Source organism: Clostridium sp. Marseille-P3244 (genome assembly GCF_900120155.1).
Classification (GTDB): Bacteria; Bacillota; Clostridia; order Lachnospirales; family Lachnospiraceae; genus Mediterraneibacter.
In genome coordinates, this window is sequence record NZ_LT635549.1 from 2,259,479 (window position 1) to 2,282,618 (window position 23,140).

Below are 23,140 nucleotides of genomic sequence, written 5' to 3' on the forward strand. Positions count from 1 at the left end.
TGCCGTTTATTCCGCTCGCCGAATCGGGTGACGCACGACCGTTCTCAGCCTGCTCACATCACATTTTCTCGGATCACTCAGATAGATTTCGTGATGATATCTTGTGTCCGTAATATCCAGTTCGTATCCAGCTGATTTCATATAGCCATGCATTAAATCAACGGTGGCAGGCTCGCCGTCATAAGAGCCGATGTGCATACACTGAACGCATAGTCCCTCATCATAGGGGAAGAACTCAACTTTTGAAAAGTCCTGCTTTTTCTTTTTCGTTGCTTCCTGAACTGCCCACTCAAAATCTTCTTTCGTTACGAAGTCCGGCAGCCTGATCATAGAGATAAAGTGCATATCTTCTTTTCTGGCATAATCAAGTCCCTGTGTATTTTCCTGCCACCAAAGCCCTTCAAGGGGCGGCACGACATACTCAAAGAAACCTTCGATCTTATGCGTTCCCTTGTAGCTCATCTTTATGGTAAAGGCAATTCCGTATAACAGGCTGATTGATCTTTTGTATTCTCCGTTTTCCTCGTTGGGATTACCTTTTCCACGGACTGCGATATAGTTCATTTTCGGGATCTCTATAATACCGGGTTTATTCTTCGGCATATAAAATTCCTTGTATTCTTTCTTGTAATCGAAGGCCATTTTCTTTACTCCTTATCAAACAGTTATTTTACCGCATACAGGCATTTATAAACTTCATAGGTACATTCATTCGTTCCGCGACCTCTTCCGGCGTCATTCCGCTGTCCAGGAAGCGTTTGCATACAACCTTCATATTTTCTCCGACTTCGATAATATGTTTGTCCGGATCATAGAAGCGAACGACTCTCTGTCCCCACGAATGTTCTATAATCGGGTGGACATATTCAATATCACATTCCTTCAGCTTATCGGCAAACCTGTCGAAGTCATCTTCCTCAAAATAAAGCTCAAAGTTATTGCCGCCAAAAGAAATATCATCCGTACCGATAAACTCTTTATATGTTTCAGACGTTTGCAGAGCTAAACCGCCTGTCAGAGTCTTATTTGCTCCAAAGTCCATAATGATATGAAGTCCAAAGACTTTTTTATAAAATTCAACCGATTTGTCTATATCAGTTACTACCAGCATAGGATTTTTTAATTTCATTTTTCCTCCCAAATATTCTCATCATTATTTCCGATTTGGTTTTCTTTTAATAGCCAACAACTTTATATAATCATCAAATTCAGAATATGAGCCAATGTTATTATTCAAGACTCATCGCTATAAACAAACTGATTTTTTCATAAATTCTCCTGTCGACCCACAGATTGAAAATTATCTGTGAATATACATTCTTGTCATATTGAGTTCATCATTACATTGTACCATACATAAAAATTCCCAGCCATATCTTTCATAGAAAGTTGTATGATCTGTAATCAAATAAAGCGGACTTATTCCCTTGGCTTTCATATCCTTCACAACGATGTCAAGTAATTGTCCCGCAATCCCCTGGCAGCGATATTCCTTCTTCGTATATACCGCACATACATTGGGTGTAAGATCTTTTCTGTTATGAAAATCATTTTCGATCACGCCAAGGCCGCCTACAATATGCCCACCGTCCAAGCAAAGATACCAACCATATTCTGTTGTATTATTAAGGTAGGCTTCCATACATTCAAGATAAGCTTCCTGTGGCACTCCCCATATGTCATGAAACCATATCGCAGCTTCTTCTTTTAATTCAGGTTTTTGTCTTAGAGTAACATAAGTATATTCTTTCATATCGTCCTCCAAAATTATAATTTGTTACTCTATGTATTCTATCCTTTCAAATTCTTAAAAGCCGCCGGATTATTTTCGAGGATCGCTCCAACTGTCGGGCAGGTTTCTAATTCGGAACAGTCGCCACAAGTGGAAACTCCTTTTTCCAAAGCACATTTCCGGATTTCGCACATATGCTCACAAAATACCGTTTTCGCTCCATTCACACGACAGCCCTCGCAGTTGATATGTTCCGGCAGAATGGGGGCGTTATTTAATTCTGCCCATAATTTCGCCGTTTTCTCCCGCAATGCCTGATCGTCATTGACGGTCGCAAGGTATGCGTCACATTTTTCGCAATCCAGTCCGCAATATCCAATCATATTTTTCATAGGTTATATTCCTCCCAATGCTTTTTTATATCTGCAATAAACTGCGCCTGCTGCTTTTTCAGATATGAAATCAATCGTATTTTTCGATATGCACCGTTGCAATCGCAGATTGATTCGGCTCTCCGGTAACAAGGTCTTGTGGTGCAGGAATCAACATCATAAATCCGTCCTTGTCATATCGCTGTTCATACCCCTGTGCATATGCCTCCTCAACAGAAATATGCTGCACCTGCCCGATTACCATAGCAGTAATTCCCGCACCGCTTAAATCCTGCAACTCTTTCAAAGTACATTCCATACTGAGAAACGCCTCATTGATTACAGGTGCGTGAATAGTTTTTGCATTGGAAATCGTAAAGCCTCCTGCCGCAAATTCGTCATCGTCTATTTCGTTGTGATGAATGGTGTTTACCAAATTATCATAATAGCTTATCGGAAGGAAGTTAATGCAAAAGCATTTTCCCCTTTGGATATTGGCGTAGGTATGAGTATGTTGGTACAAGTTACCCATCACGGCAAAGAAGGCTGTCTTATCTCCGTGGAAGCAGCTCCAAGAATGAAAGCATACATTCGGCTTGCCGTTTTCTTTCCAAGTGGTAATTGCAAACAGAACGGTCGGTATTCCTGCCGTTACTTCAAAATGGGAAAACAGTTCAAATTCCTCCGGATAGGCAGGTTTAAAATACTGCGGGAAATCCTTTTCAATCTCTATCTTCATCGCTGCACCTTTCTTAATTCCGTTGGAGCTACGGTGGCATAACCGTTCACTCCGTCAATTATAATATAATCAATCCGTCAGCTTCTCCTGCGGCAATAACGAGTCCGCTTATATACGCGCCGCATATCACAGCTTTTCTACATCTTCCATATAGATGGACATTTTCTCATATATAAAATCCTCCGTTCTCATTTGGGAGATAACTATTATGATTGCCTGTAACAGTTCAAGCCGTTGTCTTATGTCCTGAGCCTGAATGTTTTTGGAGCCAGACGATATACTAAAATACTTGCAACTATGCTGTAAAGCACGCAAAACACAATCGTCATTATTCCAAAGATCATAATCGGCATACGGAGCTGCATTAAAGCAAAACAGACGAAATAAGTTACTGTCAAAATAAGACGGTATGTTCCGCTTTTCAGTTCTGTTCCGGCATTATACGGCTGGAGCAGATAGTAAATCGTAAGATAATGAATGGAGAAAAACAGGCTCATACACAGGATAGAAACGATCAGCACAACATAGTTAAGTGGATTGTCTGTTCCTCCGGTAGCAAAGAGGATCAGCGCCAGCCCGCCACCGATCACAAGAGCTGGAACAGCATTGATCTTCATAATTTCACGCAAGCGGATCTGAAACAGCCGCAATATAAAGTTGGGCTGCTTATAAAACGAATAGGTCAGTAAGCTGTGATCGCAATTCATAAAAAGCGCCTGAGTGAAATTCGTACCACGGTTGATCACGTACATAATAAACACAAAGTACGGAAGCCAGGTCATCACGATTTTGTTGATGTCGGATTTTTCTTCCGGTAACAGGTAAACTGTCACAAGCACTGCGGCAACAAGGAAAGCGCATACATAGGAAATCTTTTTCGTAGAATTCCAAAGTATCTTTTTGTGTCTTTTGATAAACAGCTCATTCAGGTACTCGAAACCTTTGCGGTTGCTTGTAATCGAAGTATCCGTCGATATTTTCTTTTCGTTTACCTGTTTTGCAAGCTGCGTCTTTGCGGTGCTATCCATCTGATTCGTTAAACCGGACAACAATTCCTTGTTGATTGCAAGATAATCACGAAAAGTCAGGACTTTTATCATACCTGCTATTCCCAATGGAATACATGCCAAAAAGACAACCATTGATACAAATTCCGGCAGGACAAATCCAAAGGCAGGCGGAGCATAAGTTATGCCCAAAAGCAGAGTGATACAGCCCCATACATATTTAGACAGCTTATTTTCGTTATATCCAAACCCTCTCCTCTCATAGTCCCACAAAGAGGTGGCTGCAACAAACACTTTCATACCCGCTATACAAAACGGCAGAAGCAGGCAAAACCACAAAGGCACGCCTCTGTCCATGCCAAATAAAATCGTGAACGGCAAAAATCCAATGACAACCTTCAGAATGGAGTAGATATAGTTTACCAGTGTATATTCCCTCGCGTCCATTTTCATAAGGATCATCGCATAATACTTATCCTTTGTCGGATTAAAAAGGTTGGTATTCGTAAAGCTTCCGATCACAGTGAGAATCAGCAGGATATGCAGAAACACCTCATTCTCCGGCAGCGTTTTGTACAGGATACCAATACCGCATACCATCGTAACAAAGTAAAGCAGCTTGCCGATGAATGTAGAAATAATTTCCCATAACACAGACACTATATTTGCAAAAATTTTAAGCCCCTTTACTTTATACAGCGCTGCAGGAAGCAGCCGCTTTAAGAGCGGGATCTGCTTTAGAGAAAACAAAATACCATTTACACGATATGTATTTTTCAGAGAGAAAGAAATCTTTAGCGTTTTATTCATTTTCTTCCTCCCGTAATGCTGCAATAATCTTGTCTTTAAACTCCTTACTGTCTAAATCTGTTTTCTCGACAACCTCCAGCTCGCCGTGATGGAGCAATACAATTTCATCGCACAGATCAAGCGCCAAATCCATAATGTGCGTGGAGAAAATAGTGATACGGTCTTGTTTCAACGAGCGCAGCAGTTGCTTCATTTCTTCCGCCACAACCACATCAAGGGATGTTAAAGGCTCGTCGAGCAGCAGGATATTCGGCTGTGCGATAATGTTGATGAGCATTTGCATTTTGTTTTTCATACCGTGAGAATAGTCTTTGAGCAGTTTATCCCTGTCCTCCGGCTCAATGCTCATATAGTCAAAATACTCGTCAATGCTTTTCGGATTTTTTATAGTCTTCTCATTGATGTCCATAAAGAACTTTAAAAACTCTCTGCCCGTTAGAAATTCCGGTACGGTCGGGGTAGACAACACATACCCGATATCATCTGCGACTACCTCACGAGAAACTCTGTTTTCATCTTCTATATAAAACTTCCCATCATCCACTTTCAAATCTCTGTTAAGACAGTTGAAAAGCGTTGTTTTGCCAGCGCCGTTCCTGCCAAGCAAGCCGTAAATTTTTCCTTCTTCGAATGTAAAGTTAATATCCCTGAGAACTTCTTTTCTCTCGAAACTTTTTGACAAATGCTCAATTACAAATTTCATAATATCCTCCGTCACATCTTATGTTGGTAATACCTCACCAAAATAAAGTCTATTATTGTTTTCAGCAGGAAAGCTCCTACTACACAAGATACATTCCCGTTTTCTTTTTCATTGCTCCCTCTCCTCATAAATGAAAATATCTTCAATGCTCATATCAAAATACCGTGCAAGCTTAAACGCCAATATAATAGAAGGATTGTATCGCCCATTTTCCAACGAGCCGATGGTCTGCCGGGATACTTCTAATGCGGCGGCAAGTTCTTCCTGCTTGATTCCCCGTTCTTTGCGGATTTCCTCTAAACGGTTTTTCACGGTGATCCTCCTTTCTACGGAAAGTAAACTTTCCATATCTATATTATAGCAAGGAGTGCGAAAATGTCAAGCATACTTTCCATAAAATGTGCTTTCTATAAAAACGAAATCTCAATGGAAATAAGCCTCCTGCATTTTGACAAACCGTCTGCTTTGCTAAGGTGATACAAAAGAAAAAGAGTACGAACCTTTCAATCCGTACTCTCGTTTCTACCCTGCAATGCCGGTTTTTCTTTTCAGCAGATTCAATGTTTCTTTTTCTTCTTTGCTCACACGGTAGGATTCCCGTATTTTCTGAATTGCTTTGTTGTGTATAAAGTCATCCATCTCGTTATGTTCCAGCAAGGCTCTCGTCTTCTCCGGGAATTTCACATAACAGACCTGGATCGCCCAGGCAGCGCCCATCTTCGCATAATATCCCTGGTGTTTAATCTCGGTGCAGATCCGCAGGATCTCATCAATGTGCTCCTGATCTACAAAATGGGACATCATGGACACGATCATAAAACGGATCTCGAATTCTTTCGGACTATCCTGGTATCTTTTGAGGTAATCGAACCAGTAATCTGGAGCTTTCTCCATAAACTTATATCCCGTCACGCAGCTGTCGCATACCGCCCAGTTGGTGATCTTCGGCACAAACTCATCCAGGTATTTCCGCCTCTCCTCCTGGTCCATCCGGGCATAACCCAGGACCATTCCCTGGCACATAATCTCCTCATGATACAGATCAGATTCCTTCTGCTCTTCCATTTCATCCAGATATGCGCGGAAATCTTCCTTCGCGATCTCCTTCGCAAGTTTTCTCAACGCCGGCAGCCGGATGCCCATGACTTTATCCACTCCTGGGATCAGTTTTTTATTAAACTCTTTATAGTCCTCTTCCGCCAGCCCCTGCATCTTCTGTCTGATCTTTTGAACCATCGTCCTCTCCTTCTTTAAAAATACTCCCTGTCGACCTGCGACAGGGAGCCTTTTAAATATTTCTTATTTTTCTTTATTCTTCAGATATTCATCAATACCTTTCGCTCCGGCTTTCCCAGCGCCCATGGCAAGGATGACCGTAGCCGCTCCGGTCACGGCGTCTCCGCCGGCGAATACGCCTTCCTTGGAAGTCTGTCCGTTGTCCTCATCAGCAACGATACACTTCCTCCGGTTTGTCTCCAGTCCTTTTGTAGTGGAGGAGATCAGCGGGTTCGGAGAGGTTCCCAGTGACATAATAACTGTATCGACCTCGATATCGTACTCGGATCCCGGGATCTCCACAGGACGTCTTCTGCCGGAAGCGTCCGGCTCACCCAGCTCCATCTTGATCACAGTCATGCTGGTGATGTTTCCGTTCTCATCCACATTGATCTTCTTGGGGTTGGTCAGCAGATCAAAAATGACGCCCTCTTCCTTCGCGTGATGTACTTCTTCCACTCTGGCCGGGAGCTCCGCCTCACTTCTTCTGTACACGATATGTACATCAGCTCCCAGACGAAGCGCCGTTCTTGCAGCGTCCATGGCTACGTTTCCTCCGCCGACCACTGCCACCTTTTTACCGGCCGCAATAGGCGTATCATAGGAATCATCAAAGGCCTTCATCAGGTTGCTCCTTGTCAGGTACTCATTGGCAGAGAACACTTCATTGGCATTCTCTCCCGGAATCCCCATAAACATGGGAAGCCCCGCGCCGGATCCGATGAATACCGCCTCAAACCCTTCATCCTCCATAAGCTGATCAATGGTAGTGGACTTGCCGATCACTACATTCGTCTCAAACTTCACGCCCAGCTCTTTTACTTTCTCAATCTCTTTTGCGACTACTTTCTGCTTCGGAAGACGGAATTCTGGAATGCCGTACACAAGCACTCCGCCCAGTTCATGCAGGGCCTCAAACACCGTCACATCATAGCCCATCTTTGCCAGGTCGCCTGCGCAGGTCAGCCCGGACGGTCCGGAACCGATCACGGCTACCTTATGCCCGTTCTTCGTCTCTGCGCCTACTGGTTTGATGTCATTTTCAAGCGCATAATCCGCCACAAACCGCTCCAGCTTTCCAATGGATACCGGCTCGCCCTTGATCCCGCGGATACATTTTCCTTCGCACTGAGACTCCTGGGGGCAGACACGCCCACAGATCGCCGGAAGCGCGCTGGACTTGCCGATCACCTTGTATGCCTCTTCAATATTGCCTTCTTTTACTTCGTGGATAAACGCCGGAATATCGATGGCAACCGGACAACCCTGGATACATTTCGCGTTCTTGCAGTTTAAGCATCTTTCGGCCTCTTCCATGGCCTCTTCTTTATTATATCCAAGACAAACTTCCTCAAAGTTTGTCGCCCGCACTTTGGGATCCTGCTCCCTGACAGGAACTTTCTTCAAAACATCCGCCATTATTCGTCACCTCCGCAATGTCCGCATCCGCCGTGATGGGTGTCGCCCTCCTGGAGCTTCAGCATCGCACGGCCCTCCGCTGTCTTATACATCTGGCTTCTCTTCATCGCCTGGTCAAAATCTACAAGATGTCCGTCAAATTCCGGTCCGTCCACGCAGGCGAATTTGATCTCATCGCCCACCTGCAGACGACATGCCCCGCACATTCCGGTTCCGTCCACCATGATCGGGTTCATGCTGACAATAGTGGGGATCTCCAGCTTTTTGGTCAGCAGACAGACAAACTTCATCATGATCATCGGACCGATCGCAACACAGACATCATATTTCTCTCCGTTGTTCACAAGCTCTTCTACCATGGTGGTAACCATTCCCGCATGACCGTATGTGCCGTCGTCCGTACACGGGTAATAATTGCCTGCGACCGCTTTCATCTCATCCTCCAGAATGAGCATATCTTTTGTCTTCGCTCCCACGATAACATCTGCGGCGATCCCCCGCTCATGGAGCCATTTTACCTGCGGGTATACCGGCGCCGCGCCGACGCCTCCTGCGACAAAAAGCATCTTCTTGTTCTTCAGTGTCTTAAGATCTTCATGTACAAACTCGGAAGGACATCCCAGCGGACCTGTAAAGTCGCGGAAATAATCGCCCTCTTTAAGCTGGCCCATCTTTGTAGTGGAAGCTCCTACTTCCTGTACAACAATGGTGATCGTTCCAGCTTCCCTGTCATAGTCACAGATCGTAAGCGGGATACGCTCTCCCTTTTCGTCCATCTTTACAATCACAAACTGGCCGGGCTGACAGTGGCTTGCCACACGGGGCGCATGCACGTCCATCAGAAAGATCTTGTCTGCCAGTTTTTCTGCTTTCATGATCTGATACATGGTCTTTCCTCCTTGTCTTCCTCCTTAAAAGTCGCTCTTTCACTATAATACGCTATATTTTACGCCATGGCAAGCATAAGATCGGGCAGACACTGTGCAAATGTCTGCCCGTCTTCATCTCGTGGCCTTAGCCATATCATATGGAAAAATTATCCAGCATCAACTGTAACATTCTTTAGAAATCTACTTCAGTTCCATAATATGTACATGTAAGCAGCTTTTCCATTGCAGCCGGATCAATAGCGCGCGGATTAGATCCTGTGCAGGCGTCGCCTACCGCCAGCTCCGCGATCTTCGGAAGTTTTTCCTTGAATTCATCCTCGTTGATGCCGAAATCCTTCAGCGTCTTCGGTATATTCAGCTTCACATTGAACTCGTTGATCTTCTCGATCAGGCTGTTGATCAGAGCTTTCTCTGATGTGCCCGGAAGTCCAACTCTGCGCGCGATCTCCGCGTAACGTTTCGCAGCGACCGGATCTTTCGCGTTATACTGAATCACATAAGGAAGATAGATCGCGTTCGCGCATCCGTGCGGGATATGTCCTGTGGAGAAAGCAGCTCCTGTCTTATGTGCCATGGAGTGTACGATTCCCAGAAGAGCGTTTGAAAACGCCATTCCTGCCAGGCACTGCGCGTAGTGCATCTGCTCTCTGGCATCCATGTTGCAGTTGTAGGAAGCCGGCAGGTAATCCAGTACCATCTCGATCGCCTGCAGTGCCAGAGGATCGGTAAACGGTCCGTTCAGTGTGGACACATATGCCTCGATGGCGTGTGTCAGAGCGTCCATACCTGTATAAGCAACCTGTTTTACCGGAAGGCCTGATACAAGATCCGGGTCAACAATAGCTACATCCGGAGTAATGTTAAAATCAGCCAGCGGATATTTCACACCTGTCTGATAATTTGTGATAACAGAGAATGCTGTAACCTCTGTCGCGGTCCCTGATGTGGACGGAATCGCGGCAAATTTAGCTTTTGTCCTGAGTTCCGGGAAATTAAACGGTGTACACAGATCTTCGAAAGTTGTGTCCGGATACTCATAGAATGCCCACATTGCCTTTGCCGCATCGATCGGAGAACCTCCGCCCATTGACACGATCCAGTCCGGCTGGAACTGACGCATCGCTTCTGCGCCTTTCATTACTGTCTCTACTGACGGATCCGGTTCAACGCCTTCAAATAACTGTACTTCCATGCCCGCTTCTTTCAGATAGTTCACAGCGCGGTCAAGAAATCCCTGACGCTTCATGGAGCCACCGCCAACGACAAGGATTGCCTTTTTTCCTTTCAGGTTTTTCAACTCTTCAAGGCTTCCTTTTCCATGGTAAATGTCTCTTGGTAAACAAAATCTGCTCATTTCTAGCATCTCCTTTATGTAGTTTTGTTATTTTTTTAACGATTGTATTATACAACTTCTTTTCGAAAAAGACAACCCTGCTATTGTTAAAATTATATAAATTTTCCTCAATAGCAGGGTTAAAATTTTAATTGTATGATTACTATTCTGTTGTTATATAATTTCTCGTTGTCACACTTGTCGCTTTTCCATTTTGATCATTCACAAGGATGGCGTTGAATATGATCTGCGTATTCTCCGGCATTGCCACAGGTCCCGTATAGACCTGAGTGCCGGAGGAAGACGGATCCGGCGTGGAACCGTCCATTGTATAATACGCCGTATATCCTTCCGGCACTGTGATCGTGATCTGCTCCGGATCTGTATACCGCCCGGTAGACGGTGTGACTGCCGGCGCGTCTACAATCGGAAACTCGATGGTGTATTTCTGACTGGCAACTACACTTGGAATCCCTTTACTGTTCACCGCAATGGCGCGGATCTCAGTCTCTCCTTCTGTCTGCAGCAGGACTGGTTCTGTATATCTTGTACCCGTCTCTGCCGTAGGATCCGTTCCATCCGTCGTATAATAAATATCGCCGCCTGTATCTGATGAGATAGTAATCTCCTGAACTTCCGTGTACGTTCCTTCCTCGGGAGTAAATTCCGGTGCCGCCGACACATAATCAGAAACGGCGTCCAGAACATTTTCATCCTCGCACTCCGCAAGCAGTGCCGCGATCTTCTGCGGCTGTTCCGTGTCCATATAGAAATCAATGGCCGCCTGGTAAAGGCCCGCGTTGGTAGGCTGTGTCTCTATCGCTGTCAGGAATACTTCTTCCGCGCTTTCCAGATCATCCTGATCTACATACACTTCCGCATAGCCGGTATAAGCATCCGGTTTTGACTCATCTTTTACGATCGCTCTCTGAAAATACCTTTCAGCCGCTGTATAGTCCCTGGACTGAAGCGCATTGTAACCTTTCCGTATCATACCGGTGTAAGAATTCTGATATGCCACATAGATCACAATGCCGGCCAGAACAAGCAGGATAAAAAGAGTGATAAGCAGATTTCTCCTTCTCCTTTTTGCAGCCTCCATCCGCTTCTGCTGACGCTGTCTTCGGATTTCACCTGTATTCTGGTTTCTTCTGCGCTGTTCTTCCGGATTCTTCCGTAATTCGTCCGTACTCTGCTGATTTCTCCGGCGAAGTTCTTCTGAGTTCTGCTGGTTTCTTCGACGCAGTTCATCCGTAGTCTGCCGAGGCCCGTCTGTCCTGCGGCTGCGGATATTCCGTCTCTCCTCCCGGATCCGGTCCATCTCGGACTGGCTCAGCACCCTGGTCGCGTTCACATTCTGTGTTCTGTTTTCTCTCCGGTACCTTCTGATATCGTCTGTCTGCAGCTGGCGGGTAGCGCCTTCTACAGATCCCTTTACTTCTCTGGCAAGAACATCATCCAGCGGATTATAGTCAGGGACGATCTGCACTTCCGTGCCACATTGGGGGCAGATTACCTGATCTTCCGGAATATTTGCTCCACAATGTGTACATTTCATGATGTTTCCTCCTGCGTGCGCATAGTCTCCACACAGTTATTCATCAACATCGCGATCGTCATTGGCCCGACTCCGCCCGGAACCGGAGTGATCGCGGCTGTGACAGGTTCTACGTCTTTATAATCAACATCGCCGCAGAGATGATTGTCCGCGTCTCTGTGCATTCCTACATCAATAACAACGGCTCCCTCTTTCACGTAATCTCTTGTTATGAACCGCTCTTTCCCGATAGCCACCACCAGAATATCGGCGCGCTGTGTAATCTCTTTTAAATTCTTTGTACGGGAATGGGCCACTGTAACCGTTCCGTTCTCCCGTAAGAGCAACGCAGCCATAGGCTTGCCTACAATATTGCTCCTTCCCACAACGACACATTCTTTTCCCTCGATGGTGATCCCGGAACGCTTCAACAGCTGAATGATTCCGGCCGGCGTACAGGAAAGGAATCCTTTCTCGCCGATCCAGAGTCGTCCCACACTCACCGGATGGAATCCGTCCACATCTTTGTCCGGCGAGATCGTGCGGATGATCCGGTCTTCGTCGATGTGGGACGGCAGCGGAAGCTGGACAAGGATCCCGTTTACTTCGTCATCCCGGTTCAGCTTTTCTACAAGCGATACCAGTTCCTCCTCCGTCGTAGTTTCCGGAAGTTCGTACGCCCTGGATTCAATGCCGATATAGGCGCATGCCTTCTTTTTATTGTTCACATATACGGTGGAGGCCGGATCCTCACCCACCTGGACTACAGCGAGACAGGCATGTCTTCCCTCCGCTGCCAGTCTTTGCACCTCTTCTTTTAATTCGTCTTTGATCTGTTTTGAGATCTGTTTTCCGTCAATTATCTGTGACATTGATTTCTCCTTTAGAACAGTCCTGTGATCTTTCCATCCTCTGTGACATCGATTCCGTTGGCTGCCGGCACTTTCGGCAGTCCGGGCATGGTCATGATCGCTCCTGTAAGAGCTACCACAAATCCTGCCCCCGCGCTTACATAGACCTCCCGGATATGAATATCAAATCCTTCCGGTCTTCCCAGCTTCTTCGCGTCATCGGACAGGGAATATTGATTTTTGGCCATACAAACCGGAAAATCACTGAATCCAAGCGCCTCGATCCTGTCGATCTGTTTCTCCGCCGCAGGTTCATAGACAACCCCGTCAGCCCCGTAAATTTCTCTGGCCACTGTTTCGATCTTCTCTCTGATGGAAAGGTGGTCTTCATAAAGAGGATGGAAATCCGACTTCTTATTCTCCAGTGTATCGAGAACCTTCCCGGCCAGGGCAATTCCGCCCTCTCCGCCCTTCTCCCATACTTCTGAAAGAGCGAACTCACAGCCCCTCTCTTCACAGAATCTGCGGACAAATTCATTCTCCGCTTCTGTGTCTGTTACGAAGGAATTCAGAGTCACGATCACAGGAACACCATATTTCTGTATATTTTCAATGTGCTTCTCAAGATTTACGATACCTTTGGCAAGAGCCTCCATATTTTCTGATGCAAGTTCCTGCTTTGCAACTCCTCCATTATACTTCAAAGCGCGCACTGTTGCAACTAAAACCACTGCGTCCGGCTTCAGTCCCGCCATACGACATTTGATGTCAAAGAACTTCTCCGCCCCCAGATCTGCGCCGAATCCGGCTTCCGTGATCGTAATATCACTCAGCTTTAAAGCCATCCGGGTCGCTCTCACACTGTTGCATCCATGAGCGATATTCGCGAAGGGCCCGCCGTGGACAAGAGCCGGCGTATGTTCCAGCGTCTGGATGATATTGGGTTTGATGGCGTCTTTTAAAAGTGCTGCCATAGCTCCGGTAGCCTTCAGATCATCAGCTGTTACCGGCTGGCCGTCAAAATTATAGGCAACAATGATCCTGCCAAGCCGTCTCTTCAGATCCGCAAGATCATCCGCCAGACAAAGGATCGCCATAATCTCGGACGCGACTGTAATTACAAAATGATCCTCTCTGACCATACCGTCCATTTTATTCCCAAGTCCCACTACAATGTTCCGCAGTACCCGGTCATTCATATCGACACACCGCTTCCACACTACCTGTCGCGGATCGATCCCCAGCGAATTTCCCTGCTGGATGTGATTGTCCAGCATTGCGGCCAGCAAATTGTTCGCGGAAGTAATCGCGTGGAAATCTCCTGTAAAATGCAGATTCAGATCTTCCATCGGGACCACCTGGGCATAGCCGCCGCCGGCAGCACCGCCTTTGATCCCGAAACAAGGCCCCAGTGAAGGCTCCCTGAGAGCGATCAATGCTTTTTTGTTTAACCTGGCCATAGCCTCGCCAAGCCCAACCGTCGTCGTTGTCTTTCCCTCTCCTGCGGGAGTCGGATTGATCGCGGTCACAAGGACCAGCTTACCGTCTTCTCTGTCCTTGATCTTATCCCAGAGATCATCGGAGAGTTTCGCCTTATATTTTCCGTAAAACTCCAGGTCATCTTCCGAAATCCCGATCCTGGACGCCACATCTCTGATATGTTCCAGTTTTGCCTCCTGGGCGATCTGAATATCTGTCTTCATCCTGTTTCCTCCTCTGCATATGATCATTTATTTTATTCGATGTTCTGATTTCCATTGAGATAATCGTCAAATTCCTCTTTTGTCATCAGTACTTTTCTCGGCTTTGTGCCCTCCTCCGGTCCAACGACTCCGGCTTCTGAAAGCTGATCCATAATGCGCGCGGCACGGTTGAACCCGATCTTGAACATTCTCTGCAGCATGCCAATAGACGCTTTCTCTTTTTCGATAATGAGATGTCCTGCTTCTGCGAAATATGTATCTCTGTCGTCACCTCCCTCAGGAGCGATCGCCGCTCCCGATGCCGGGAGATTGGAATTCATGTGTTCCTCCAGCTCATTGTTGTAGGAAGCTGTTCCGCTGTTATGGCTGATCAGATAATCTACCACATCCTGCACTTCCTTGTCTGATACAAAAGAGCCCTGGACACGCACCGGCTTCGGATATCCGGACGGATAGAAAAGCATATCGCCTTTTCCCAGAAGCTTTTCCGCGCCGTTCATGTCAATGATCGTACGGGAATCTACACCCGATGAGACTGAAAAGGCGATCCTGGAAGGCATATTTGCCTTGATGAGCCCCGTAATAACATTTACGGACGGCCTCTGTGTTGCCAGGATCAGATGAAGCCCCGCGGCTCTTGCCAGCTGTGCCAGACGGCAGATCGAACCTTCCACTTCTCCCGGGGCGACCATCATCAGGTCAGCCAGCTCATCGATGATAATGACAATCTGCGGAAGTTTCTTTTTAATCTCTTCCCCAGTCTCTCCATTCTCCACTTTTTGATTGAAGCCCTTCAGATCCCTTACATTGTATTCTGCAAACAACTTGTATCGTTTATCCATTTCCGCAACTGCCCAGTTTAATGCTCCCGCAGCTTTCTTCGGGTCAGTCACCACCGGAATCATCAGATGAGGGATCCCGTTATATACACTCAGTTCCACAACCTTTGGATCCACCAGGATTAATTTTACATCCTCAGGCGAAGCCTTGTAAATAATACTCATGATCAATGTATTGATACATACCGATTTCCCCGAACCGGTAGCTCCTGCCACAAGAAGATGGGGCATTTTCGCGATATCTGCCACCACTACTTTCCCCGCGATATCCTTACCGACGGCAAAGGACAGCAAAGAGGCGCTGTTTTTAAATTCCCCTGACTCCAGCAGATCCCGGAGCATGACCGCGGTATTTTCGCTGTTTGGCACTTCGATTCCCACTGCTGCTTTTCCAGGAATAGGTGCCTCGATCCTCAGATCGGCAACAGCCAGATTCAGCTTGATATCATCTGCCAGCCCCACAATCCGGCTTACCTTTACTCCCTGTTCCGGCTGCAGTTCATAGCGGGTAACAGAGGGACCGCAGCTTGCGTTCGTCACGTGGACTCCCACTCCAAAATTCTGCAGAGTCTGTTCCAGTTTCATTGCGGTTGCCCTCAGGTGGGCATCGGAATCGCCTCCGGATTTCTTGCCTCTTTTCAGAAGAGAAAGAGGAGGAGTATGATAAACCGGATGCTCCTTATCCTGTTCTTTCTGTACAGTGGCAGCCACACTCTCTGTCTCCGCGGCGACTTCCGCCGCGTCCTGGACTCTGCTCCGTCTCGCCTTCTTTCCAGAAGATGCGGCAGACTCCGGGCGAGCCGGATCCGGACTGTCTGCCGGATGTTCCCCTTCTGTCTGGACCGGATCTGTCATCGCATCCTGCGTCTGTCCATCGGCACGGTTGATCACGAAACCATCATCCCTGGAGGCCTCCTCTGATACAGTCCCGGGCTCCTCCGGTGTAAGTTCATACAGCTCCGGAGACTTCCACCCTTTTCGTCTGCCTCTTTTTTCTTCTTTCTCAGGAGTCAGTGTGGTGGCAAACGACACGCCGGACACTTTTCGTTCCATCCGCTGTACTTTTTCCGTCGAGGCTGTCTGCTCTGCCTTCTGTCTCTCCTCCTTCTGCCGAGCCCTGAGCACTGCCGTCTCCTGACGCTTCTTCTTTGCTCCCTCATATGCTTTGCGGCTTTGTTTCCCGATCGGGGCAAGAAGAGATCTCTCCGTGATCAGAATGACACAGATGATAGACAGTATAACAAGGACCACATAAGTCCCGATCTCCCCGATCAGAGGACAGAGCAGAGTAATGATACATCCGCCTGTCAGTCCGCCTGCATTTCTGTGCCTGCCTGCCTCCGTATAATAAGACATCAGCGGAGTCCCCGGCGTATAAGAGTTGAAGATCAGCTCCAGTATGGCAGTAATGAAAAGGAACAAAAGGACCGCTGCCACGATTTTTACATAAGCGTGAGCGCTTCCTTTGTTCGATATAAGAAATGCCACCGCCGCGAACAGCGCGAACGGAAGCACATATGCCATAAATCCAAACAGTCCGAAAAATACGGATGAAACCGCCTCCCCTGCGATTCCTCCGATTCCAAAGTTACTTAACACCAGGAGAATACATACTGCCAGTGTGGCAAGAATGATAATCTCTCCTCTCAGTTCTGTGTTCTTCTGTCCTTTTTTAGGCCTGCTCTTTGTGTTTTTTCTGCTTTTTGTCGATCTGGCAGCCATATAATTCCCCCTTGGTAATTAAACATACTATATATAGTATATCATCATTTAAAAACCATGTCATTATATTTTTTCCCCGGTATTTACTCCTGCTTCCACAGACTTTCCGTTACTACTTTCTGCTCTTCTCTTTTCTATCAGTTCATGCAGTTTTGCAAACGCCTGACTGATGCCTCCCACCTCATCGATCAGCCCTTCTTTCACTGCCTCCTCGCCCTCCAGCATAGTCCCCACATCCTTGACCAGCTGTGTAGAATCCAGCATCAGTTCCAGGAGCCGCTCCTGAGTAATATGAGAATGCGAAGCAATAAACCGCGCAATTCGATCCTGCGTTTTTTCCATATTCCTGTAACTCTGGATCACTCCGATAAACATCCCCGTAGAACGGACCGGATGAACGATCATCGTTCCGGTAGGCACGATAAAAGAATAATCTGCCGACACGGCCAGAGGTCCTCCAATCGAATGACTGCCGCCCAGCACAAGCGATACCGTGGGCTTGCTCAGCGAAGCGATCATCTCGGCGATCGCAAGTCCCGCCTCCACATCTCCGCCAAGGGTATTCAGTAGAATGAGCACCCCTTCGGTCCGCTCATCCTCTTCCGCCTCCGCCAGCCGCGGAAGCAGGTGTTCATACTTGGTAGCTTTTGTATTCCCCGATACCGCTTCATGACCTTCTATCTCGCCTATGATCGTCAAAAGCTGGATCCCATGTTTTGAGTGTCCGTTCCCAAGATCCAACGTTCCCATTTCCTTTATCTCGCTGTTCTCTTCATTTCTTTCCTTCTGTGCTGATTCCATGGTCTGATCTCTGTCCATTTCCGATAACCTCCTCAATATCTGTCACAGATTATTATGAAAAAAGGGAGGTCTTTTTATACTGAAAATCTGAGTTTGCCAGGATGGTGAATGTAGCGCCGGAGGGAATGGACGAAGCGCAGGAAAGGAAAAGAACGGCAATTGGAAGAACCTTTCTGGGGCGGCAGATGGGTGGACCGGCGACTTTGGAGGAATCCGCCGGAAAAACTTAAGGGACTCAGGATCCGCCGTTAAGCAATCCGATGAGATTGTCTGAGCGGACGCGAGTTGCTCATCGGATTGCTTTGTATTTAGGCGGGTTCTAAGTCCCTTTATGTTTTCCCGGATTCCGGAACGGAGGCGGGGCCATCCATTCTGCCGCCGCAGAATACGTTTTTCCATACCGTTTTTTTCTATTCCTTAAGTTTTAACCAGCCTCCCCGGCGGCTCCCGGATCACTCCGGCAAACACAGATTTACCTCTTATTGCCCATACAGAATACAGCCACAACCCCGGGACCTGTATGGCTCCCGATCACGGTGCCGATATTATTGATCAGAATATTATCTATCCCCATCTTTTCACGAACGAGTTTTGCCACATACTCTGCGTCCTCAAGGCAGTCACCGTGGGTGATCATAATAATGTCATTGTCCCAGCCTTTTGACTGTTCCACAGCCATGTCTACGATCTTGTTAAGAGATTTTTTGCGTCCCCTCTCTTTTCCGATGACCTGGAGCTTGCCTTCGTTGTCCATATGTATGATGGGCTTGATCTGAACCAGAGTGCCGAGGACAGCAGTCGTCTTGGACACACGTCCTCCTCTGTGCAGGTGATTCAAATCATCAACTGTCACATCATGGCAGATATGGAGCTTATTCTCTTCCACCCACCGGGCTGTCTCTTCGATCGTCTTACCCTGGGCTTTTACCTGAAGAGCCTTGTAAAGCAGCAGGCCCTCACCCAGGCAGGCGCAGAGTGTATCTATCACGATGACCTTAGCCTCCGGATACTTCTCCTGGAGCATCTGTCCCGCGATGCGCATGCTGTTCAGTGTCCCGCTCAGGCCCGACGAGAATCCCAGATGCAGGATGTCCTTTCCTTCTTTCAGGAAGGGTTCCAGCATATCCGCCGCTTCCTCCGGGTTTACCTGGGAGGTGACAGACATTTTCCCTTCTCTCAGCTTCGCGAAGAATTCTTTTGCTGATAACCCTTCCATATCCGTATATGTTTTTCCGTCGATGGTATATTTCAAAGGAATGACCGGTACATTTCTCTCCTCCAGCCACTCTTTCGGCAGATCTACCGTACTGTTTACTGTGATCACAAACTCTCTCATCTTGCTTTCCTCCTGACTCCAAATGTCCCTTCACCTTAAAAAAGTGACAGGGTTTTATTTATCATATCATTTTTCCGGACGTTAAGCAAAATTTTTTTACATTTTATTGATTCTGGTTACTGTCAAGTAATCGTTGGCAACTTCCTTTTCGATTTATCTTTTTTGTTCAAACAGTCCTTTTTCTGGTTTCTAATATCCAGCCATGTACAGCAGTCGCTTTCTCTCTCCCTGTATCTTTCCATCCAATCCAACTACATGTCCTACTGCTGGATATTGATAGCCCTTTCCGTCTTTCTTTGGTGCCTTCGCTGACATCAGGATCTCGCCGTATAACTCTTCTACTTTTTCTTCTTCAAATACCGGTTTTCTCAGACCTTCTGTCACTTCATGCAGCTTTCCGCTGCATTTTTTGGCCAGGATCTTCGCCAGATGGTTCCCGCCTTGCCGGCTCCAACTTCTGTGCCCGTGTTTCATCCGTTTCGCGATCACACTCCACACATGATTTTCCATTGTCCCCATGTTCCGGTATTCCAGCCCCTCCGGCGGATCTGGCAGCTCCAGATCCTGGGATTGGTAAGGCACAAGCCCTTCACGGTTGTTCTCATAATAACGGATCAGGTCTTCTACATCTTCAATCTCAGCTTCATCACTCAGGCTATTCCGATAGTTCTCCAGATACCGGAATACTTCTTCGATCTCTTCTTCTTTTATCAGTTCTAAAACAGCATCCCTCGCAGCCGGTTCATGAATTTTTTCTTTCACAGCTTTGTTCCGGTGAAACGGGTCTAACTGAAAACAGGTGCTTTTATCTTTCACTTTCTTGATCCAGGACGCTCCGTCCGCATTTAAGATCCTCTGGTCTACCTCATCCAGGTTAAACTCCTGTGCGATTGCCGCCTCCCGGTATTCCTGGAACTCTTTTGCTTTGGCAAATCCGGCAACTACCACTTTATTTTCCAGCGCATAACGATCCGGACCGGTTTTCCGCCACCCGGCATAAGCAATCCCGATCTTGATCTCTGATTTATCCTGTTTTTCCTCTTTTCTGTCCTTTCCCTGCAGTTTGATATAAACTCCGTCTGCTTCTTCAAACAGAACAGGAACCTCTCGTTTCCCTTTCACATGGCCTTTCTTATATGCTTCTGTCAACTCAGCTTCGTCCTCGCAGACCTTTTTCCCTAACGCCTGGATGACGTTCCATACCCCCATCGCACTGATGGTCTGTCCTGTCATTTCACTGACCTGTAAGGCGCACTCCCTGTAAGACAGTTCTGTGATCCCTTTTACCAGCAGTTCCGCCATGTTCGTTGAGATCAAGCCTACTTGATCCAACTCCAGTGTCTCGTCCAGCAGATATACAAAACGTCTGGTCCCGTCTTCTTCGGTCACTTCATAAACAGTCCTCTGATAGGTTACTTCCCCATACACGGTTTTTACGGTTGTCTGTCTGGCACCTTTATTTCTGTATTTCTTCTTGTCCCTGCCCTCCATCAGCATCCTGTCATACCGCTCCAGGAACTCTTTTGTGAACTCTCTTCCGATCTGGCAGATCCATGCATAAATATTTTTCTCCAACTCCTTGAATGTTACGCCGTTTTCCTTTATCATTAAACTCATCATACAGACTCCTTATGTTTTTTTTCGTCAATTAAACAATAAGATAAATCTGTATGATTGGGAAGAGGTTTCGATCTCTTCCCTTTATTTTTGCCAATGATAATTATACTCTAAGTTGATTCTGTATAATTTACTGGCTGGCTCACAAAAAGCGGCGTACCGCCCAAATCCGTCAATTCAGCTTTACATTCAGATAATTCCGGCCTGACAATGTTTTGTTGAAGATCAGGAAACACAGTACCAGAATACAGCCGATGACAAATCCGTAAATGTCAAAGCATGCCGTCAGGATCAGCAGCATCAGTCGCATGAATTTCAACGCATAGCCGAGTTCAAAGTTGGGTTGGGTATAATTCGCGACAGCAACAAACGCCATATACAGCATCACCTCTGAGTTAAACCACCCTGACTGCACGGAAAACTCTCCCATTACGATACCCGCGATCACGCTCAGTGGTGTACTCAGCATGGTCGGAGTGTTCATCGCGGCGAGTCTGAGTCCATCGATGGACACTTCTAGCAAAAGAAACTGGAAGATCAAAGGGATGTTCACAGTGTCCCGCACAGCTACAAACTGAAACGCATCCGGAAGCCAGTCCAGATTCTGCATAAAAAGAAGATACAACGGGGTGAAAAATACAGTCGCCGCCGTGATCAGTATCCTTGTCGCTTTCAGGTAGACACCTGTCACCGTCGGAAAATAGTAATCATTCGCCTCCTCGATCATATCCAGGATTGAAGTGGGCAGGATCATGGCCGAGGGAGAATTATCTACAAGGATCACCACCTTTCCTTCCAGAAGGCAGGCCGCGGCAGTGTCCGGACGTTCCGTATACTTGAATTTTGGAAAAGGATTAAACCATTTCCGTTTAAATAAAGCTTCCGCCAGACTTTGCTGATTCATACGGAGATCATCCAGCTGCAGACTTTCGATCCTCTGTTTCAGATTGTCAAGGAGTTCCCGATCCACCCGGTCTTTCATATAGCAGATCGCGATATCTGTCCTGGAAGTCTGTCCGGCCTCTGTCATTTCCATCACAAGCTGCGGATCCCGGATCCTTCTGCGCATCAGGGCCGTATTGAAAACGATCGTCTCTACAAATCCGTCCCTCGAGCCCCGCAGAGACCTGTCTTTATCCGGCTCTTCTACTCCTCTGGCAGGATAGGTGCGGCAGTCCAGAACGATACATTCTTTATATCCGTCAATGAAAAGACAGGCCGGGCCGGAAAGAACGCTTCGGATAACCTGATCAAAATCTTCCAGTATGTCGACCTCCACGTAGGGCACCTGTTTCTGTATAAATCCCTCCGCGTCATCCGGCATATCCTCTTCAGACACAGAAAGAAAGGAGTCCATGATCTTCAGCATTGCTTCATCTTTTATGAATCCGTCAATGTAGTAGAATACGGACGCCTTTCCTCCGATCACCATATCCCGCCGGATCATGTCAAAACTTTCTTTTACCGGAAGGATCTGGTTCATATATTTTATATTTTCTTCAAAGGAAGCGCTGAGTTTTCTGCTGTTTTTCTCCACCATAGAATCTGTTCCCCTTTCTGTCTGAAAAGCAACAATATTTTCTATGGTTAGACTGCCCTGTTTTCCCTGCGATTATACAAATGATCTTATCGCTTTGTCCTCCTGACGATCCTTATTGCCCGGTGTCGTCTTCAAGAAATCCTGCTTTTATCATTTTTTCAATGACCTGGGACTGACGCTCCCTTGCCAGTTCCGGGCTGGCAACAGGGTTATAGTTCGTCGGAGCGTTTGGGATCCCTGCCAGAAGGGTACACTCGTCAAAATTCATCTCCGACGGCGCTTTTCCGAAATACCCCCATGACGCGTCCGCCACGCAGTAGTAATGATTCCCGAAAAAGATAGAATTTACATACAGCTCCAGTATTTTATCCTTGTCCAGGACAGACTCGATCTTAAACGCCATAAACATTTCCGCGATCTTGCGGACCATCTTTTTATCCTGGGTAAAATACTGATTCTTGGCCAGCTGCTGAGTGATCGTGCTGCCCCCTTCCACATAGGACCCGGCTCTGATATCATTGATCAGCGCTCTTCCGATGGCGATGGGATCGATCCCCGGATGATCATAGAACCGCTTGTCCTCCACAGAGAGTACCGCGTCAATATAGGTCTGAGGAAGTTCTTCAAGGGATGTATAATTTTCAATGGACTCGATGTCCGCAGCCATCTGCTCCACGCTTTTTGTCTCCAGCGCCGCCCTGTACTCCTTATAACCCCGGTAAAAAAGGATGCCTCCGACAATGACCGCGCACAAAAAAATGAAAGAACACAGACGTTTGATCCATTTCATACTGTATATATCCTGCCTTTCGTGCTTTTCACGCCCGCCTTCACAGTCTCCGGCGGCGTTTTCTCATCTGCCTCAGGTACAGTATATAAAATCCATCTGCGTTCTTCCACTATATTTTCTTACGT

At 46.9% G+C, this 23,140-nt stretch carries 22 protein-coding genes; 1 reads left to right on the forward strand and 21 read right to left on the reverse strand.

The window, feature by feature from the left end; genetic code table 11:
- Positions 1-6: 6 nt before the first annotated feature.
- The 17 genes from BQ7367_RS12570 to BQ7367_RS12650 all read right to left on the reverse strand — a co-directional run bounded on the left by BQ7367_RS12570 (position 7) and on the right by BQ7367_RS12650 (position 17,750).
- Positions 7-642, reverse strand: a complete 636-nt coding sequence (locus BQ7367_RS12570; protein ID WP_072525753.1) for a GyrI-like domain-containing protein — start codon at positions 640-642, stop codon at positions 7-9.
- A 28-nt stretch (positions 643-670) separates the two neighbouring features.
- Positions 671-1,129, reverse strand: coding sequence for a VOC family protein (locus tag BQ7367_RS12575; protein WP_072525754.1), 459 nt, complete (start codon positions 1,127-1,129; stop codon positions 671-673).
- Between the two features lie 171 nt (positions 1,130-1,300).
- Complete coding sequence (locus tag BQ7367_RS12580) at positions 1,301-1,753, reverse strand: GNAT family N-acetyltransferase (protein ID WP_072525755.1); 453 nt, start codon at positions 1,751-1,753, stop codon at positions 1,301-1,303.
- 38 nt (positions 1,754-1,791) lie between these two features.
- Positions 1,792-2,124, reverse strand: coding sequence for a DUF3795 domain-containing protein (locus tag BQ7367_RS12585; RefSeq protein WP_072525756.1), 333 nt, complete (start codon positions 2,122-2,124; stop codon positions 1,792-1,794).
- Positions 2,125-2,194: 70 nt separating this feature from the next.
- The gene (locus tag BQ7367_RS12590) at positions 2,195-2,842 is read right to left on the reverse strand and encodes a flavin reductase family protein (RefSeq protein WP_072525757.1); all 648 of its coding nucleotides are present in this window, start codon (positions 2,840-2,842) and stop codon (positions 2,195-2,197) included.
- A 239-nt stretch (positions 2,843-3,081) separates the two neighbouring features.
- Complete coding sequence (locus BQ7367_RS12595; RefSeq protein ID WP_072525758.1) at positions 3,082-4,659, reverse strand: hypothetical protein; 1,578 nt, start codon at positions 4,657-4,659, stop codon at positions 3,082-3,084.
- Positions 4,652-5,362, reverse strand: coding sequence for an ABC transporter ATP-binding protein (locus BQ7367_RS12600; protein ID WP_072525759.1), 711 nt, complete (start codon positions 5,360-5,362; stop codon positions 4,652-4,654). Before BQ7367_RS12600 ends, BQ7367_RS12595 begins: the two co-directional genes overlap by 8 nt.
- A 108-nt stretch (positions 5,363-5,470) precedes the next feature.
- Complete coding sequence (locus tag BQ7367_RS12605) at positions 5,471-5,674, reverse strand: helix-turn-helix transcriptional regulator (protein ID WP_072525760.1); 204 nt, start codon at positions 5,672-5,674, stop codon at positions 5,471-5,473.
- Positions 5,675-5,884: 210 nt separating this feature from the next.
- Entirely contained in the window at positions 5,885-6,598 is a 714-nt protein-coding gene (locus BQ7367_RS12610) for a DNA alkylation repair protein (protein ID WP_072525761.1), read from the reverse strand.
- A gap of 63 nt (positions 6,599-6,661) precedes the next feature.
- On the reverse strand, positions 6,662-8,056 hold the full coding sequence (gene gltA, locus BQ7367_RS12615) for an NADPH-dependent glutamate synthase (protein ID WP_072525762.1): 1,395 nt from the start codon (positions 8,054-8,056) through the stop codon (positions 6,662-6,664).
- Positions 8,056-8,943, reverse strand: coding sequence for a sulfide/dihydroorotate dehydrogenase-like FAD/NAD-binding protein (locus BQ7367_RS12620; RefSeq protein WP_072525763.1), 888 nt, complete (start codon positions 8,941-8,943; stop codon positions 8,056-8,058). Before BQ7367_RS12620 ends, gltA begins: the two co-directional genes overlap by 1 nt.
- Before the next feature lie 175 nt (positions 8,944-9,118).
- A complete protein-coding gene (locus BQ7367_RS12625) occupies positions 9,119-10,300 on the reverse strand; it encodes an iron-containing alcohol dehydrogenase (protein ID WP_072525764.1) in 1,182 nt (393 codons plus the stop codon).
- Between the two features lie 142 nt (positions 10,301-10,442).
- Entirely contained in the window at positions 10,443-11,837 is a 1,395-nt protein-coding gene (locus tag BQ7367_RS12630; RefSeq protein ID WP_072525765.1) for a chitobiase/beta-hexosaminidase C-terminal domain-containing protein, read from the reverse strand.
- Entirely contained in the window at positions 11,834-12,688 is an 855-nt protein-coding gene (gene folD, locus BQ7367_RS12635; RefSeq protein ID WP_072525766.1) for a bifunctional methylenetetrahydrofolate dehydrogenase/methenyltetrahydrofolate cyclohydrolase FolD, read from the reverse strand. Before folD ends, BQ7367_RS12630 begins: the two co-directional genes overlap by 4 nt.
- Before the next feature lie 11 nt (positions 12,689-12,699).
- Positions 12,700-14,370 (reverse strand): formate--tetrahydrofolate ligase, encoded by a 1,671-nt coding sequence (locus BQ7367_RS12640; RefSeq protein WP_072525767.1) that lies wholly within the window; start codon positions 14,368-14,370, stop codon positions 12,700-12,702.
- A gap of 32 nt (positions 14,371-14,402) precedes the next feature.
- Complete coding sequence (locus BQ7367_RS12645) at positions 14,403-16,931, reverse strand: FtsK/SpoIIIE family DNA translocase (protein ID WP_072525768.1); 2,529 nt, start codon at positions 16,929-16,931, stop codon at positions 14,403-14,405.
- Positions 16,932-16,994: 63 nt separating this feature from the next.
- Positions 16,995-17,750, reverse strand: coding sequence for a ClpP family protease (locus BQ7367_RS12650; protein WP_442855388.1), 756 nt, complete (start codon positions 17,748-17,750; stop codon positions 16,995-16,997).
- Positions 17,751-17,833: 83 nt separating this feature from the next.
- Between BQ7367_RS12650 and BQ7367_RS14905 the strand changes: the two genes are divergently transcribed.
- The gene (locus tag BQ7367_RS14905) at positions 17,834-17,962 is read left to right on the forward strand and encodes a hypothetical protein (RefSeq protein ID WP_268874773.1); all 129 of its coding nucleotides are present in this window, start codon (positions 17,834-17,836) and stop codon (positions 17,960-17,962) included.
- Positions 17,963-18,204: 242 nt separating this feature from the next.
- On the opposite strand, the gene BQ7367_RS12655 is transcribed toward BQ7367_RS14905, so the two are convergent.
- The 4 genes from BQ7367_RS12655 to BQ7367_RS12670 form a co-directional block, all read right to left on the reverse strand.
- Positions 18,205-19,068: a DegV family protein gene (locus BQ7367_RS12655; protein WP_072525769.1), complete on the reverse strand. Its 864-nt coding sequence runs from the start codon at positions 19,066-19,068 to the stop codon at positions 18,205-18,207.
- Positions 19,069-19,257: 189 nt separating this feature from the next.
- On the reverse strand, positions 19,258-20,685 hold the full coding sequence (locus BQ7367_RS12660) for an ISLre2 family transposase (RefSeq protein WP_200786773.1): 1,428 nt from the start codon (positions 20,683-20,685) through the stop codon (positions 19,258-19,260).
- A gap of 172 nt (positions 20,686-20,857) precedes the next feature.
- Positions 20,858-22,225, reverse strand: coding sequence for a spore germination protein (locus BQ7367_RS12665; protein WP_072525770.1), 1,368 nt, complete (start codon positions 22,223-22,225; stop codon positions 20,858-20,860).
- 112 nt (positions 22,226-22,337) lie between these two features.
- Positions 22,338-23,015 carry a biosynthetic peptidoglycan transglycosylase gene (locus BQ7367_RS12670; protein ID WP_072525771.1) on the reverse strand — a complete coding sequence of 226 codons (678 nt, stop codon included), beginning with the start codon at positions 23,013-23,015 and terminating at the stop codon, positions 22,338-22,340.
- Positions 23,016-23,140 lie beyond the last annotated feature (125 nt).